The organism is Streptomyces erythrochromogenes (assembly GCF_040684695.1).
Classification (GTDB): Bacteria; Actinomycetota; Actinomycetes; order Streptomycetales; family Streptomycetaceae; genus Streptomyces; species Streptomyces erythrochromogenes_C.
The window spans coordinates 223,298-236,662 of sequence record NZ_JBFBGM010000006.1 but is presented as its reverse complement, the minus strand read 5'-3'; the positions used below and the strand labels follow the sequence as shown (position 1 = coordinate 236,662).

The following is a 13,365-nucleotide window of genomic DNA, read 5'->3' as shown; positions in this document are numbered from 1 at the left end:
GCGGCGTGGTCCGCGCCCTGCCGAGGCCCGCACGGTAAGCCGCGGCCCGAGCCGTCAGCCCCGGCCCGAACCGTCAGCCCCGGCCCGTACCCTCAGCCCCGGCCCGTACCCTCAGCCGCGGCCTACTCTCAGCCCGCCGCACGGCCGCCCGCACCCGCGCCCTCCCCCGCACGCGCTGCCGCGCCCGCGCGGTGGGCCTCCAGCGCCCGCCGGGTCCGCTCCTCGATCAGGTCGGCGTTGATGGCAGCGGCCGCCTGCGCGCCCTGGGCGGCCGCCCCCGCGACCTTCTCCAGCGGCGCGGTCACGTTGCCCGCCGCCCAGACCCCGCGGAGCGCGGTGGCCCCGGTGGCCGGATCGGACTCGACGCACCGGCCGATCACATGGCCGTCCCGCGTCACGTCCGTGGTCGGCAGGCCAAGGCTCGTCAGGACTCCCGAACGGGCGGCGAACCGCGGTGCCACCACCAGCGCCCGGCACTCCACCTCGGCCCCGCCGGCCAGGGTCACCCCGGTCAGCCGGTCGTCCTCGACGGCCAGCCCGGTCACCTCGCCCTCGACGACCGGGATCCCCAGGGCCTCCAGCAGCTCCCGGTCCTCCTCCCCCAGCGGCCAGGTGTGCGCCAGCAGCGTGGTCCGCCCGCTCCAGTGCCGCCACATCTGCGCCTGGTGCACGGCCATGGGGCCGTCGGCCAGCACCGCTACCGGCCCGTCACCGACCTCCCAGCCGTGGCAGTACGGGCAGTGCAGCACGTCCCGCCCCCAGCGCTCCCCGAGCCCCGGAACCGGCGGCAGCTCGTCCACCAGGCCGGTGGCGACCAGCAGCCGCCCCGCCCGCACGGTCGAGCCGTCCCCGCAGCGGACCAGGAAGCTCCCGTCGGGCAGCCGGTCCGCGGCGACGGCCGTGCCCGGCCGGATCCGTCCGCCGTAGCCCTCCACCTCCGCGCGTCCTCGGGCGAGCAGCTCGGCCGGGCTCGCCCCGTCCAGGCCGAGGTAGCCGTGCATGTGCGCGGCCGGGGCGTTGCGCGGGCTGCCGGAGTCGATGACGAGCACCGAACGGCGTGCACGGACCAGGGTGAGCGCCCCGGCCAGCCCGGCCGCACCGCCACCGACGACGACCACGTCGAACGAGTCTTCCCTTGCGTTGTCCATGTCTGCGAGGGTCTGCCCGAATGCGCCATTTGACAAATGTTCTTGCCGAAGCGGCAAATGGACCCATGGCCCAGGAGAAGCAGGACGAGGAACTCGCCGACGTGCTCACGGCCGTGGGCCCGCGGCTGAGGGCCCTGCGCCGGCAGCGCGGCACCACCTTGGCCCAGCTCAGCGAGACCACCGGCATCTCGCTCTCCACGCTCTCGCGGCTGGAGTCCGGGCAGCGCCGGCCGACGCTGGAGCTGCTGCTTCCGCTGGCCAAGGCGCACCGGGTGGCGCTCGACGAGCTGGTCGGCGCGCCGGAGACGGGCGATCCGCGGATCCGCCCGCGCCCCTTCGTCCGGCACGGCCACACCTACGTGCCGCTGACCCGCAACTTCGGCGGGGTGCACGCCTTCAAGCAGATCCTGCCGCCCGTCGAGGGCACGCCGCCGGTACCCGAGCTGAAGGTCCACGAGGGCTACGAGTGGCTGTACGTCCTGTCCGGGCGGGTCCGGCTGCTCCTCGGGGAACACGACCTCGTGCTCGGCCCCGGAGAGGCGGCCGAATTCGACACGCGCACCCCGCACGCCTTCTGCAACGCCGGACCGCAGCCCGCGGAGTTCCTCAGCCTCTTCGGCCCCCAGGGCGAGCGGATCCATGTCCGCGCCCGGCCCACCACTCCTCCGGAAGGACGTCCATGACCACCACCGGCGCCGCACGCTCCGAAAGCCCCGAAGGCCCCGAACGCTCCGAGCGGCCCGACGGCTCCGAGCGGCCCGAGCGGGCCGTTCCGCAGCCGAACGCCGTCGTCGGCGTCGGCCTCGTCGTCATCGGCCGGGACGGCCGGGTGCTGCTCGGCCAGGCGCACGACGGCCGCTGGGAGCTGCCCGGCGGCAAGGTCGACCCCGGGGAGGGCTTCGAGCAGGCCGCCGCCCGGGAGCTCGCGGAGGAGACGGACCTGCGGGTGGCCCCCGAGGGGGTCCGCGTCCTGTGCGTCCAGATCGACGCGAAGTCCGGCCTGACCCGGCTGACGGCTGCCGCCGTCACCACCACGGCGGAGGGCGTACCCGCCGTCACCGAGCCCCACAAGATCGCCCGCTGGGAGTGGTTCTCGCCCGCCGAGATCCCGCCGGCGCTGTACGCCCCCTCGGCGGCGGTCCTCCGCGCCTGGCGCCCCGACCTCACCGACCTGCCGCACGTCCCCTCGTACGACTACCCGACGGCGGGCCCGGCACCGACCGCCTGAGAGGCCGGAAACCAGAAGCCGGAAGCCACCGCACGCCCGCCGGCCGGCTCGGGCCCGCCGGCCCGTCCGCTGATAAAATGGGCGAATTGTCCGGTCGTTTCATCGTCGAGCACGAGGACCGTGACGCCGACATGAGGAAACCACGAGCAGCCGCCCGCCGCACCCTTCTGCTGACGCCGTGTGCGGCGCTGCTCGTGGCAGGGTTCGCGCTCCCCCCGGACCCCGGCTCCGCTGCGCCGTCCGAGGCGCGCGCCGCGTCGCCCGCCCCACCGGCGGCGACGGGGGCCGCCCCCTCCCCGGACCCCGGCGGGTCCGCGCTGAAGCAGATCGACCCGGACGCGCTCCAGGCCGCTGTGGAACGCGCGGCCGAGGAGCTGAAGGTCCCCGGTGCCATGGTCCTGCTGCGCACCCCGCAGGGCACCTTCCGGGCGAGCGTCGGCGCGACCGAACTCGGCGCCGCCGACCCGCCCGCCACGGACACCCGCTTCCGGATCGCCTCCAACACCAAGACCCTGACGTCGGCGCTGGTCCTGCTGCTCGCCCAGGACGGCAGGCTCAGACTGGCGGACCCCGTGTCCGACTACGTCCCGGGTGTGCCGAACGGGCAGCACATCACCATCGCCCAGCTGCTCACGATGCGCAGCGGGCTCTACAACTACACCGACGCGCCGCAGCTGTCGGCCTCCCTGGACGCCGAACCGGCCGAGGCCCGCACACCGCGGGAGATGCTGGCGATCGCCTTCTCTCGTCCGCCGAACTTCCCGCCCGGAACGGCGTACGAGTACAGCAACACCAACTACGTGCTGCTGGGGCTCGTCGCGGAGAAGGCGGGCGGGCAGCCCCTGGCGCGGCAGTTCCGGGAGCGGCTGACCGGCCCGCTGGCACTGAAGGGCACCTCCCTGCCGGACATCCACGACACCTCCCTGCCCGCGCCCTCCTCCCACGGCTACATGTACGGCGGTACGGCCTACGCGCTGACGGACAAGCCGTATCCCGCCGACGTCCGGGAGGCGGCCGAGTCCGGGAAGCTCAAGCCGCTGGACTACACCCACCAGAACCCGTCCTACGCGTACGCCGCGGGCGGCGCCGTCTCCACCGCCGAGAACCTGGCCACCTGGATCCGGTCCCTGACGACGGGCAAGGTGCTGGGTCCCGCCCTCCAGAAGCAGTGGCTCGACAGCCCCCGCGCCCAGGACCCGGCCGCACCGGACGGACAGAAGTACGGGTACGGGATCGCCTACCAGCGCTTCGGCCCGAAGGCGGCGATGTACTTCCACGGCGGTGAACTGCCGGGCTTCAACTCCTTCGTGGGGCACGACCCGGACAACGACGTCACGCTCGTCGTCTGGACGAACCTGCCCGTGGCGCCCGACGGGCGGACGACGGCCAACGCCATGGTGCCGACCGTCCTCGACCAGGTCTACGCGGGCCTCTCCCTCCCCGGCGCCCACTGACCCGCACCGGGCCGGCCGGCCCGCTCCCGTCCGCCGCGGTGCGGCAGGCTGGCCCCATGACGGACGACTCGCTCCCCTCCCGCACCGCCACGGATGACGCCCGCCGGGCGGTGGAACACGTTCTCGGCCGGCCTCTGGCGCGGTCCTGGCCCTCGGACGCCCTCCCACCGGGCAGCCGCGTCACCGTGGTCCGCGATCCGGACTGGGACGGCCCCTGGCAGGTGGAGTTCCGCGGAACGATCGATGCCATGGGCGCACCCGAACCCAACGAACACGCCCAGGCGCTCGGCGGCGAACTGCTGTACTGGGTCGCCTTCGACGACCCGCAGTACGACAGCGACGGGCAAGGGCCCTACCGCAAGGCCCGGATCTGGGGCCGGTACCTGAGGCCGGAGCCGGACGCCGGACAGCCAGACCCTTCCCCCGGCCCCGGCCCCGGCCGGGGAACGGCGCCTTCCGGGGGTCGGACGCGGCTCAGCTGACCGCGGCGGCCGTGGCCGCCATGATCACCACCATGGCGGCCTGCATGTCGCGGACGGCCGCACGGACGCCCTCGGCCGCCCACTGGCCGTCGGCTATCTCCGCCATCCTCGGCTTCACCGCGGCGGGGCTGTGGTCGGGGAAGGCCAGGCGGTGCAGTTTCGCTCCGTGGAGCAGGGCGATGAGGCCCGCCGTGCGGTCGTCGGGCCGGGCGTTACCGAGGACCGCCGCGGCCAGCCGCTCCCGCAGGGCGCGCTCGACCGTGCCGTCGACCTCGGGGTAGCGCCGCTGGGGGAACACCCCCAGCACCTTGCGCACCTGCTCCGCCACCAGCCCCCGCTCACAGAGGCGTTCCAGCACGGGGGTGGTCGCCTTCATGTAGTCCTTCATCAGCCAGTCCGCCACCCGGCGCCGGCCGAGGCGGTGCAGCCAGGTCTCGATCAGCCGGAGCCGGCCGTCGAGCAGGGGCTCCCCGATCGGTTCGGTGCTCCTGAGCTCCAGGTGCTTGCCCGAGATCGACACCCGTTCCGCCAGGACCAGTTCGAGCAGGATCGCCCCCGCCAGGGCGGGCGCCAGCGCCTGGCGCTGCCTCACCGCCCCGGACTCGTCGTCCAGCGACAGGAGCACGAGCTCCTCGGCCAGCGTGATCGTCGTCCCCATGTGCGTCCCCCCAGGTCATTGTGCATCTCGAAGGGTATGACGACCGGAGACCGCACCGGAGTTCCGCACCCGACCGGCACGACCGGCATGATCGACAGGGCCTCCGCTAGTGCCGCACGACCACCTTCGGCGCGAAGCTCCCCTCGCCCAGGTCCTCGGCCAGCAGCCGCTTGGCGATCGCGTCCGCCGCGACCCGCAGTTCGGCGCTGCGCGGCCGGCCCCGGTCCTTCTCCAACTGGTCGCCCAGCCACGTGCCCCAGGCCGCCGAGATGACGTCGGCCTCCCGCTGACCGGCGGGCGTGAGGCTGAAGAAGGCGCCGTCGCGGCTGAGGAAGCCCTCCTCGACCATCCGGTCGAACACCGGGAGCAGCACCTCCGGCGGCAGCGAACGCCGCCCGGCCACCAGGCCGATGCTGGAGTAGCCGATCGTCCTGGTCATCAGTTCCACCTGCATCACCGTCCACGCGCCCGCGATGTCCAGGCGGGTGTCGGAGGCCTCGACGATCCCCCGCGCCGTGTCCGCCCCCATGTTCCGTACGAGTTTGCCGACCGCCAGCTCCAGCAGCTTGGCCGAGTCGCCCGAGGCCGTGGCCGGCGAGCCGAAGCCGTCGCCCATGTCCGTGGACGCGGCCCGGGCGCTGTCGCGCAGCTTGACCTGCTTGAGGAAGAGCGCCACGACGAATCCGAACACCGCCACCGGCACGGTCCACAGGAACACGGTCTGCAGGGCGTCGGCGTAGGCGTCGACGACCGGCGCGGCGGCGGCCGGATCGAGTTTGTGCACCCCTTGCGGGGTCGAGGCGGCCCTGGCCAGTTCCGCCGGGTCCGCCCCGGTCGTCCTCGCCACGTCCGCGACCGCCTCCTTCAGGGCGGGTCCCAGCTGGTTGGCGTAGATGGTTCCGAAGACGGCCGTCCCGAAGGCGCTGCCGAGCGTACGGAAGAAGGTGACTCCGGACGTGGCCGTGCCGAGGTCGGCGTAGTCGACGGTGTTCTGCACGGCGATGGTCAGCACCTGCATGGACAGGCCGATGCCGGTGCCGAGCACGAACATGTAGAGCGATTCCAGCAGGCTGTTGGTGCCCGGTTCCATCCGCGACAGCAGGTACAGGCCGACGCCCATGACCGCGTTGCCGACGATCGGGAAGATCCGGTAGTGGCCGGTCTTGCTGACGACGTTGCCGCTGAAGACGGAGGCGATCAGCAGGCCGAAGACCATGGGCAGGGTGCGGACGCCCGAGATCGTGGCCGAGTCCCCGTCGACGTACTGCAGGTAGGTCGGCAGGAACGTCAGCGCGCCGAGCATCGCGAACCCGACGACGAAGCTCAGTACGGAGCACACGGCGAAGACCGGGTTGCGGAAGAGCCGCATCGGGATCATCGGCTCGACGGCCCGCGTCTCGGCCAGGCAGAACAGCGCCAGCGCGACCGCACCGCCCGCGAACAGGCCGATGATCACGGGCGAGGTCCAGGCGTACTCGTTGCCGCCCCAGCTGGTGGCCAGGATCAGGGCGCTCGATCCGACGGCCACCAGGGCGATGCCGAGGTAGTCGATGACCGGCTTGCCCGAGGCGCGCACCGACGGGATCGTCCTGGCGGCCGCGACGACCACCAGGATGGCGATCGGGACGTTGACGTAGAAGCACCAGCGCCAGGTCAGCTGGTCGGTGAAGAAGCCGCCGAGCAGCGGCCCGATCACGGTGGCGACGCCGAAGACCGCGCCGATCGCGCCCTGGTACTTGCCGCGTTCGCGCAGGGGCACGACGTCGGCGATCAGCGCCATCGCGGTGACCATCAGGCCGCCGGCGCCGACGCCCTGGACCCCGCGCCACACGATCAGGAGCGTCATGTTGCTCGACAGGCCGCACAGGAAGGAGCCGCTGATGAAGACGATGGCGGAGATCTGGAAGATCAGTTTTCGGCCGAAGAGGTCGCCGAACTTGCCGACCAGGACCGTCGCCACGGTCTCCGCGAGCAGGTAGGAGGTCACCACCCACGACATGTGGTCCCCGCCGCCCAGGTCCCCCACGATCGTGGGCAGGGCGGTTCCGACGATCGTCTGGTCGAGGGCCGCCAGCAGCACGCCCAGCATGATCGTGCCGAAGACGACATTGCGCCGCCGCCGGTCGAGCACGGGGGGCGCCGCGGCTGCGGCGGGGGCAGTGGTCACACCTCGCACTCTCACAGCACGTCCGCCGCACCGCATGCGGCGCTGGGCCGTCGGAGGGACCCCCGAACGGCCCCGCCCGCGGCCCGGGCCGGGGACGGGCGGGGCGGGTCAGCGCAGGTGGGCCAGGCCCGGATGGGCCGTCGCGTAGCCGTCCACCAGCCGCCGGGCCACGGCCACCGAGTCGACCAGCGGGTGGAGCGCGAAGGCCTTCACGGCGTCCGCCCGCGCACCGCTCGCGGCGGCCGCCAGGATCTCCCGCTCCACGGCCTTGACGGCCGTCACCAGCCCCACCGCATGCAGCGGCAGCTGCTCGACGCCCATGGGGTGGGCGCCGTTCGCGTCGACCAGGCAGGGCACCTCGATGACCGCTCCGGCGTCCAGGACGGAGAGCGTCGAGCCGTTGCGGACGTTCAGGATCAGGGTCGCCCGCTCGTCCCGGGCGATGGCCCGCATCAGCGCGAGGGCGACCTTCTCGTAGCCCCCGGACTCCAGGTCGCTCGCATCGCGCGCGCCCACTCCGGCCGCCTCGCGGTTCTCGGCCATGTACGTGGCCTCGCGCTCGGCCCGGGTCCGGTCCCAGGCGGCCAGGGCCGCGCCGGCCGGCAGCCCGGCCCGGCCCGCCTCGGCGTAGAAGCCGCGCTGCTGGTCGCGCAGGAAGGCCCCGCGGGTCTGCGCGGCCTCCTGGTACGCCCGTACGGTGTCACGGTTGAAGTAGTAGTAGTGCAGGTACTCGTTGGGGATCGCGCCGAGCGAGCGCAGCCACTCGGCGCCGAAGAGGCGGCCCTCCTCGAAGGACTCCAGTGCCTCGGTGTCGGCCAGCAGCCTCGGCAGTTCGTCGCGGCCGCCGATGCGCAGCCCGCGGACCCAGCCCAGGTGGTTGAGGCCCACGTAGTCGATCCAGGCGTCCTGCGGCCGGGCGCCCAGCAGGCGGGCGATGCGCCGGCCGAGGCCCACGGGCGAGTCGCAGATGCCGATCACCCGGTCGCCGAGCTCCTCGGCCATGGCCTCGGTGACCAGGCCGGCCGGGTTGGTGAAGTTGATGGCCCAGGCCCCGGGGGCGACGCGGGCGATCCTGCGGGCGATGCGGCGGGCCACGGGGACGGTCCGCAGACCGTACGCGACCCCGCCCGCGCCCACCGTCTCCTGGCCCAGGACGCCTTCGGCCAGGGCGACGCGCTCGTCCGCGGCGCGTCCGTCGAGGCCGCCGACACGGATGGCGGAGAAGACGAAGTCGGCCCCGCGCAGGGCCTCGTCGAGGTCCCGGGTGGCCGTGACGGCCGGGGCGTCGGGCACCTTCGCGGCCGCGGCGAGGTCCGTGAGGACCCGGGCCATGGCGTCGAGCCGCGCGGGGTCCTCGTCGTACAGCGTCACGTGGGACACCCGCCCCTCGGCGTGGTCCCCGAGCAGTGCTCCGTAGACGAGCGGTACGCGGAAGCCGCCTCCGCCGAGGATCGTCAGCCGCACGCCCCTACCGCCCTTCGCCAGCGCAGATTCCAGTGCAGGTGCCGGTGCGGATGCCCGCCCGGACGGATGCCCGCCCGGATCCGGGTGCCACGACCCGTGCCACGGTCCGTGCCACGATCGGTGACACGAGCTCTGGCGCCGGCTGTGGCACCGGCCGGGGCGCGGGACCGCGGCCGACGTCCGCCCGCACCAGTCTGCCCCGCCCGGTCACTCTCCCAGCGACGGCACGGCGCGCAGTCTGGCTCCCTGCTGCTGGGGGACGGCCGTGACGCCGCCCCGCGCGGGTCCCGTCGGCACGCCCAGCGGGCCGGACAGGATCAGGGTGATCCGGGTGAGCCCCATCGCGTCGAGCATGCGGCTGGTCTCGGCCACCATCCGGCAGCGCACCAGGCCCCACCGCGGGTCGGGGTGGCGCACGGTGCGCACCGCCCCGTCCTGTTCGGCGGCCTCCGGCCCGCGCTTGCTCAGCCAGTGGGGCACCCCGTAGCGGTAGGCCGCCTCCATGAACGGGTCACGGGCCACCTCCTGGCGGATGCTGCACAGCCCCTCGTCCTCCGGGGCCTCGGCCAGCGCCGCCGCGAACTGCGCGAGCAGCGGTACGCACCAGGCCGGTTCGTGGTCCTCCAGCACGGCCGCGGCGTCCGGGTGGAACAGCACGAAGCGCAGGAAGTTGTCGTCCGGCAGGGCCGTCGGGTGCGGCCGTACCGTCTGGAAGAGCTGGTCGAAGGCCGAATTGGTGAGGGCGACGTCCCACCGGTGGTCCACCAGGAAGCTCGGGTAGGGCACGGCTTCCATGAGGGCCGCGTAGTCGCACAGGTAGTCGCGCTGCGCCGGGTCCTCGGGGAGCCGGTTCTCGTCGGAGGCCCGCCACGTGGGCGGCGGGTCGCGGTCGACCATGACGCGGAAGAGCCAGAAGCACTGGCGCTCGCTCATCTCCAGGGCCTCGGCCAGGGCGAGGAGCTTGCGGTCCGTCCACTCCTTGACCAGTCCGCGTTCCCAGTTGCCGTACGCGCGCACGCTGATGCGGAGCCGGGCGGCGAGGTCCTCCTGGCTCAGCCCCAGCTCCTCGCGGCGCTGGCGCAAAATCTCCTTGCGTCGCTCCGACCGCACGGCGCCGCGCGCGGACTCCTCGCCCGCCAGGCGTTCTTCACCGGCTCGGGCGAGTCCATCGGACGGGCCCACCGCTGCGAGATGTGGCACTGAGAGCTCCCCCTCCTCCGGTCTGGATCTTCATTTCCGTGTGGCGATCCTGCTACCGACTTCATTCGAGTGTCAACTATTGTGGCAATTCCAGCCTCTTGACAGCTCATTCCCGCCACAGCTGTGGCACGTTCTAGCCCTTCGGGGCGAGAGCGGCTAGATTCCAGAAGCCGACCATGTGCCGTACCGACTTCGCGCGATCTAGGAGAACCACTGGTGACAGACGGCTTCCCGGCTCCCGTCGCGGTGGCCGACGCACCCCTGGCAGCGACCATCACCCGCGTCGCCGAACTCGCGGGCAAAATGGGCCGCGACCTCAGCCAGGTCTTCGACCTGCGACGCCTCTCGGAGGCTTCGGGGGTTCCCACGGATGTGGTGAAGACCCTGCTCGACGGCAGGCCGGCCGGCGAACCCGACCTCCAGGCCCGCTTCCTGCAGCGTCTCGACCTGCTCCGGCGCACCCGCGTCAAGCCGAACGGCCGTCGCTACACGCAGCAGGAGATCGCCGACGGCGCGGGCATGTCGCGGCAGCAGGCGGGCGCCCTCATCAACGGCGACCGCCGCCCCACCATGGAGCACTGCGACGCCATCCAGCGCTTCTTCGGGGTGCACGCCGGGTTCCTCACGGCCCACGACGCCGACGCCCTCACCGACGCGCTCCAGCGGACCGAGCAACAGCTCCTCCAGGACTACGCCGGGCGGGCGCGGGAAACCGTACCGGCCTCGGGCGCATCGGCGGGCGATCCGCTGGCAAGACTCCTGCAGAACCACGGTGTACGGGGCATCGCCTGGCGCGCCGCCCAACTGCCCAGCGACAAGCACCGGGACAAGGTGACCGAATGGCTGGACATGCTCCTCGAAAGCGTCAAACCGAACGAATCCTGACCCAGTCGAAAGTCTGGGTCTGATCCTTGAGTCCTGATCCGGATCCGCGCCGACGGGGAGAACGGTGAGCATAGGCAGAGAGCAGCGGCGGTTGTGCGGGGAGCTGGTGGCCGGCATCCGGCTGACCGCCCCCGTGGAACCAGTGGAACTCTACGCTGCCCTCTGTGAGGGCATGAGCAGACACCGCGGCCGCCGGGTCGACTTCCGGATGGCTTCGTTCCCGCCCCGTACGGCCAGCGGTCTGTGGCTCGACATGGCGGACCGCGATCTCGTGGTCATCGAGGAACGCACCGCGCCCGACCACCAACTGGTCATCCTGGGCCACGAGCTGTGGCACATGAAGGCCGGCCACTGCAGCCACCACGTCGACGGCGCGGCCGTCGCCGCGCGGCTGCTGTCCGACGAGGCCGACATCGGCGAGACGGTCCGCCGCGTCGCCGCGCGCACGCGCGCCGACGTCCAGGAGGAGACCGAGGCCGAGACCTTCGGCTTACTGCTGGGCAGCCGCTGCAGGAACTGGCTGGCCGGGTCTGCGGGCCACCGGACCCCCGTCCAGCGCGACGACCTCGCGGGCCGCATCGAGGCCTCGCTGGGCTACCGGGGACTGAGGAACGACCGTTGACCGGTGAGGACTACTACATACCGGCAGCGGCGATGGCGATCTCGCTCGCCTTCAAGCTGCCGGCCCTGCGGCACAACTGGCGCGACCCGCTCCTGCGCTCGGTCGTCGCCCTGCTGGCCCTGGCGGGGGCCGTGTTCGCCTTCGCCGCCCCGCCCACCATCGCGGCGGTCAACCGCTGGACCGGGGTCGTCAACTTCTCCGCCCCGCTGGTCTACTGCCTGATCACCGCCTTCAGCGCCTCCTGCCTGGTGCTGATGGTCAACTGGCGGGGCGGGTCCCCCGAACGGACCAGACGCGTCTCGCGCCGCTGGATCCTCGGCTACAGCATCGTGATCGTGGCCCTGGTCGTGCTGTTCGCCCTCGGTGAGACCCCCGAGGAGCGCCTGCGGGACTTCGACACCTTCTACGCCAACACGCCCTACGTCGGCCACATGATCGCCCTCTACCTGCTGGCGCACCACGTGGCGGCAGTGGTGATGGTGGTCCTGTGCTGGCGCTGGTCGCTCAAGGTGCGCGGCTGGCTGCGCATCGGGCTGATGATCATCGTCGCCGGCTACCTCTTCAACCTCGGCTACGACGCCACGAAGATGACGGCCGTGGTGGCCCGCTGGCTCGGCCACGACCTCGACGGCCTGAGCACCTACGTGGCTCCGCCGCTCGCCTCGCTGGGAGCGCTGATCAGCGCGATGGGCTTCGTGGTCCCGCTCGTCTGCCAGCGGCTCTCCGACCACTGGCAGACCTGGGCCACGTACCGCCGGCTCGGCGCGCTGTGGCAGGAGGTGCAGATCTCGGCACCCGCCGGCACGCCCTCCGTGCAGATGGCCTGGTGGTCGGCGGCGGAACTGCGGGTGATCCAGCGGGAGTCCGACATCCACGACGGGTTCCTGCACCTCGGGCCCTACTTCGACAAGGACCTGCGCGACGACGCCCACGACAGCGCCCTCGCCGAGGGGGCCGACGAGGAGACCGCGCGCGCCGTCGGCGACGCCGCCATGGTCGCGGCCGCCGTACGGGCCCGCTCGGCGGACCCGGAAGGGCAGACCATCGGCGAGGACGAGGAGACGCTGCTCGACACCTCCGACGGGCCGCGCGACCTCCTGCGGATATCCGACGCCCTGCGGCGCTCGCCGGTGGTCCAGGCGGTCCGGCGCCGGGTGACCGTCTGACCGGTGGCCGGCTGACCGTACGGCCGGTGGCCCTCCGGCCGCGGCAGCCGGCCGGTGTCCCGCGGGGGCACCGGCCACCGACCCTGCCGCCGCCCCGCTCAACGGCCCGCGGCCACCGCCGTCTTCGGGAACAGCTCCTGGAACGGACCGGCCGAATCGATCCCGTCCCGCCCGTACGGCGCGTCGAAGCTCCACACCATGAACAGCAGGAACACGATCAGCGCGCTGAAGAGGCCCGCGAGCAGCAGCTCCCGCCCCGAGCGGCGGATCTGCAGCGTGAAGATCAGCCCGACGGTGACCACCCCGCCGACCAGCAGCCCGAACCACACCACACCCGGCAGCGTCGACTCCGAGCTCTGGGTCCGCGAGTGGCGGGCCTCGTCGGCGGCCGCGATGTGGTCCAGCAGCGGCTGGTAGGCCTGCGCCTGGAGTTCGGTGGCCGGGCTCTGGTGGGTGACGGACGTACGGAGCTTGCCGAGCAGGGCCCCGCCCTCGGCCGACGCGCCCTCGCCGGAGGTCAGCAGCGGCCAGTCCACGGCCACGGTGTGGGAGACGTACGCGTCCACCTCGCCGCGGATCCGTTCGCGGACCTCGGCCGGGTAGACGTCGGCGCGCTGGGTGACCTCGTACAGCGCCTGGGCCTCCCGGCGCACGCTGTCCTCGGCGGCGCCGCGCGCCTCCCATACGCCCGCGATGGCCAGGCCCAGCACGATCGCGTAGACCACGCCCACCATCATCGTCATGTACTCGATGACGTCGGGGGTTTCGCTGGTGTCCTCGTCTTCGGCGGCCCGGCGGTGCCGGATCGCCGTGATGGCGAGGACGAGGGCGCAGACGAGCGCCATGGCAATGGCCAGGACCAGCCATTCGGACACGTGGATTCTCCCGGTG

General features: G+C 72.8%; 13 protein-coding genes. 7 read left to right on the top strand and 6 right to left on the bottom strand.

Going from position 1 to position 13,365, the window contains the following annotated elements; genetic code table 11:
* Positions 1–128: 128 nt before the first annotated feature.
* Complete coding sequence (locus tag AB0O53_RS12960) at positions 129–1,148, bottom strand: NAD(P)/FAD-dependent oxidoreductase (RefSeq protein ID WP_365195112.1); 1,020 nt, start codon at positions 1,146–1,148, stop codon at positions 129–131.
* A 65-nt stretch (positions 1,149–1,213) separates the two neighbouring features.
* Between AB0O53_RS12960 and AB0O53_RS12955 the strand changes: the two genes are divergently transcribed.
* The 4 genes from AB0O53_RS12955 (at position 1,214) to AB0O53_RS12940 (ending at position 4,312) form a co-directional block, all read left to right on the top strand.
* Positions 1,214–1,831: a helix-turn-helix domain-containing protein gene (locus tag AB0O53_RS12955; RefSeq protein WP_350992131.1), complete on the top strand. Its 618-nt coding sequence runs from the start codon at positions 1,214–1,216 to the stop codon at positions 1,829–1,831.
* Positions 1,828–2,376: a nucleotide triphosphate diphosphatase NUDT15 gene (locus AB0O53_RS12950; RefSeq protein WP_350992133.1), complete on the top strand. Its 549-nt coding sequence runs from the start codon at positions 1,828–1,830 to the stop codon at positions 2,374–2,376. Before AB0O53_RS12955 ends, AB0O53_RS12950 begins: the two co-directional genes overlap by 4 nt.
* Before the next feature lie 86 nt (positions 2,377–2,462).
* Positions 2,463–3,830 carry a serine hydrolase domain-containing protein gene (locus tag AB0O53_RS12945; RefSeq protein ID WP_365195109.1) on the top strand — a complete coding sequence of 456 codons (1,368 nt, stop codon included), beginning with the start codon at positions 2,463–2,465 and terminating at the stop codon, positions 3,828–3,830.
* 56 nt (positions 3,831–3,886) lie between these two features.
* On the top strand, positions 3,887–4,312 hold the full coding sequence (locus AB0O53_RS12940) for a ferrous iron transport protein A (RefSeq protein WP_365195106.1): 426 nt from the start codon (positions 3,887–3,889) through the stop codon (positions 4,310–4,312).
* Here the strand turns inward: AB0O53_RS12940 and AB0O53_RS12935 are convergent.
* The 4 genes from AB0O53_RS12935 to AB0O53_RS12920 all read right to left on the bottom strand — a co-directional run bounded on the left by AB0O53_RS12935 (position 4,305) and on the right by AB0O53_RS12920 (position 9,801).
* Positions 4,305–4,970 carry a GOLPH3/VPS74 family protein gene (locus tag AB0O53_RS12935; RefSeq protein ID WP_350992139.1) on the bottom strand — a complete coding sequence of 222 codons (666 nt, stop codon included), beginning with the start codon at positions 4,968–4,970 and terminating at the stop codon, positions 4,305–4,307. The two genes, AB0O53_RS12940 and AB0O53_RS12935, sit on opposite strands and share 8 nt — an antisense overlap.
* A 106-nt stretch (positions 4,971–5,076) precedes the next feature.
* Positions 5,077–7,173 carry an MDR family MFS transporter gene (locus tag AB0O53_RS12930; RefSeq protein ID WP_350992141.1) on the bottom strand — a complete coding sequence of 699 codons (2,097 nt, stop codon included), beginning with the start codon at positions 7,171–7,173 and terminating at the stop codon, positions 5,077–5,079.
* A gap of 72 nt (positions 7,174–7,245) precedes the next feature.
* Positions 7,246–8,601, bottom strand: a complete 1,356-nt coding sequence (locus AB0O53_RS12925; RefSeq protein ID WP_365195102.1) for a family 4 glycosyl hydrolase — start codon at positions 8,599–8,601, stop codon at positions 7,246–7,248.
* Positions 8,602–8,808: 207 nt separating this feature from the next.
* The gene (locus tag AB0O53_RS12920; protein ID WP_365195100.1) at positions 8,809–9,801 is read right to left on the bottom strand and encodes a helix-turn-helix domain-containing protein; all 993 of its coding nucleotides are present in this window, start codon (positions 9,799–9,801) and stop codon (positions 8,809–8,811) included.
* A gap of 216 nt (positions 9,802–10,017) precedes the next feature.
* Here AB0O53_RS12920 and AB0O53_RS12915 point away from each other — a divergent pair, with 216 nt between their 5' ends.
* From AB0O53_RS12915 to AB0O53_RS12905, 3 genes are all read left to right on the top strand, one after another.
* Entirely contained in the window at positions 10,018–10,686 is a 669-nt protein-coding gene (locus AB0O53_RS12915) for a helix-turn-helix domain-containing protein (RefSeq protein ID WP_031157952.1), read from the top strand.
* Positions 10,687–10,750: 64 nt separating this feature from the next.
* Entirely contained in the window at positions 10,751–11,308 is a 558-nt protein-coding gene (locus tag AB0O53_RS12910) for a toxin-antitoxin system, toxin component (RefSeq protein ID WP_350992147.1), read from the top strand.
* The gene (locus tag AB0O53_RS12905; RefSeq protein WP_350992148.1) at positions 11,305–12,474 is read left to right on the top strand and encodes an MAB_1171c family putative transporter; all 1,170 of its coding nucleotides are present in this window, start codon (positions 11,305–11,307) and stop codon (positions 12,472–12,474) included. The genes AB0O53_RS12910 and AB0O53_RS12905 overlap by 4 nt, the downstream gene beginning before the upstream one ends.
* Positions 12,475–12,572: 98 nt before the next feature.
* On the opposite strand, the gene AB0O53_RS12900 is transcribed toward AB0O53_RS12905, so the two are convergent.
* Positions 12,573–13,349, bottom strand: coding sequence for a bestrophin-like domain (locus AB0O53_RS12900; protein ID WP_365195097.1), 777 nt, complete (start codon positions 13,347–13,349; stop codon positions 12,573–12,575).
* Between the last annotated feature and the right edge of the window lie 16 nt (positions 13,350–13,365).

Excerpts from the sequence above, each read along its gene's own strand:
- AB0O53_RS12960 (WP_365195112.1), bottom strand. The coding sequence starts at position 1,148 with ATGGACAACGCAAGGGAAGACTCGTTCGACGTGGTCGTCGTCGGTGGC.
- AB0O53_RS12955 (WP_350992131.1), top strand. The coding sequence starts at position 1,214 with ATGGCCCAGGAGAAGCAGGACGAGGAACTCGCCGACGTGCTCACGGCC.
- AB0O53_RS12950 (WP_350992133.1), top strand. The coding sequence starts at position 1,828 with ATGACCACCACCGGCGCCGCACGCTCCGAAAGCCCCGAAGGCCCCGAA.
- AB0O53_RS12940 (WP_365195106.1), top strand. The coding sequence starts at position 3,887 with ATGACGGACGACTCGCTCCCCTCCCGCACCGCCACGGATGACGCCCGC.
- AB0O53_RS12935 (WP_350992139.1), bottom strand. The coding sequence starts at position 4,970 with ATGGGGACGACGATCACGCTGGCCGAGGAGCTCGTGCTCCTGTCGCTG.
- AB0O53_RS12930 (WP_350992141.1), bottom strand. The coding sequence starts at position 7,173 with ATGCGGTGCGGCGGACGTGCTGTGAGAGTGCGAGGTGTGACCACTGCC.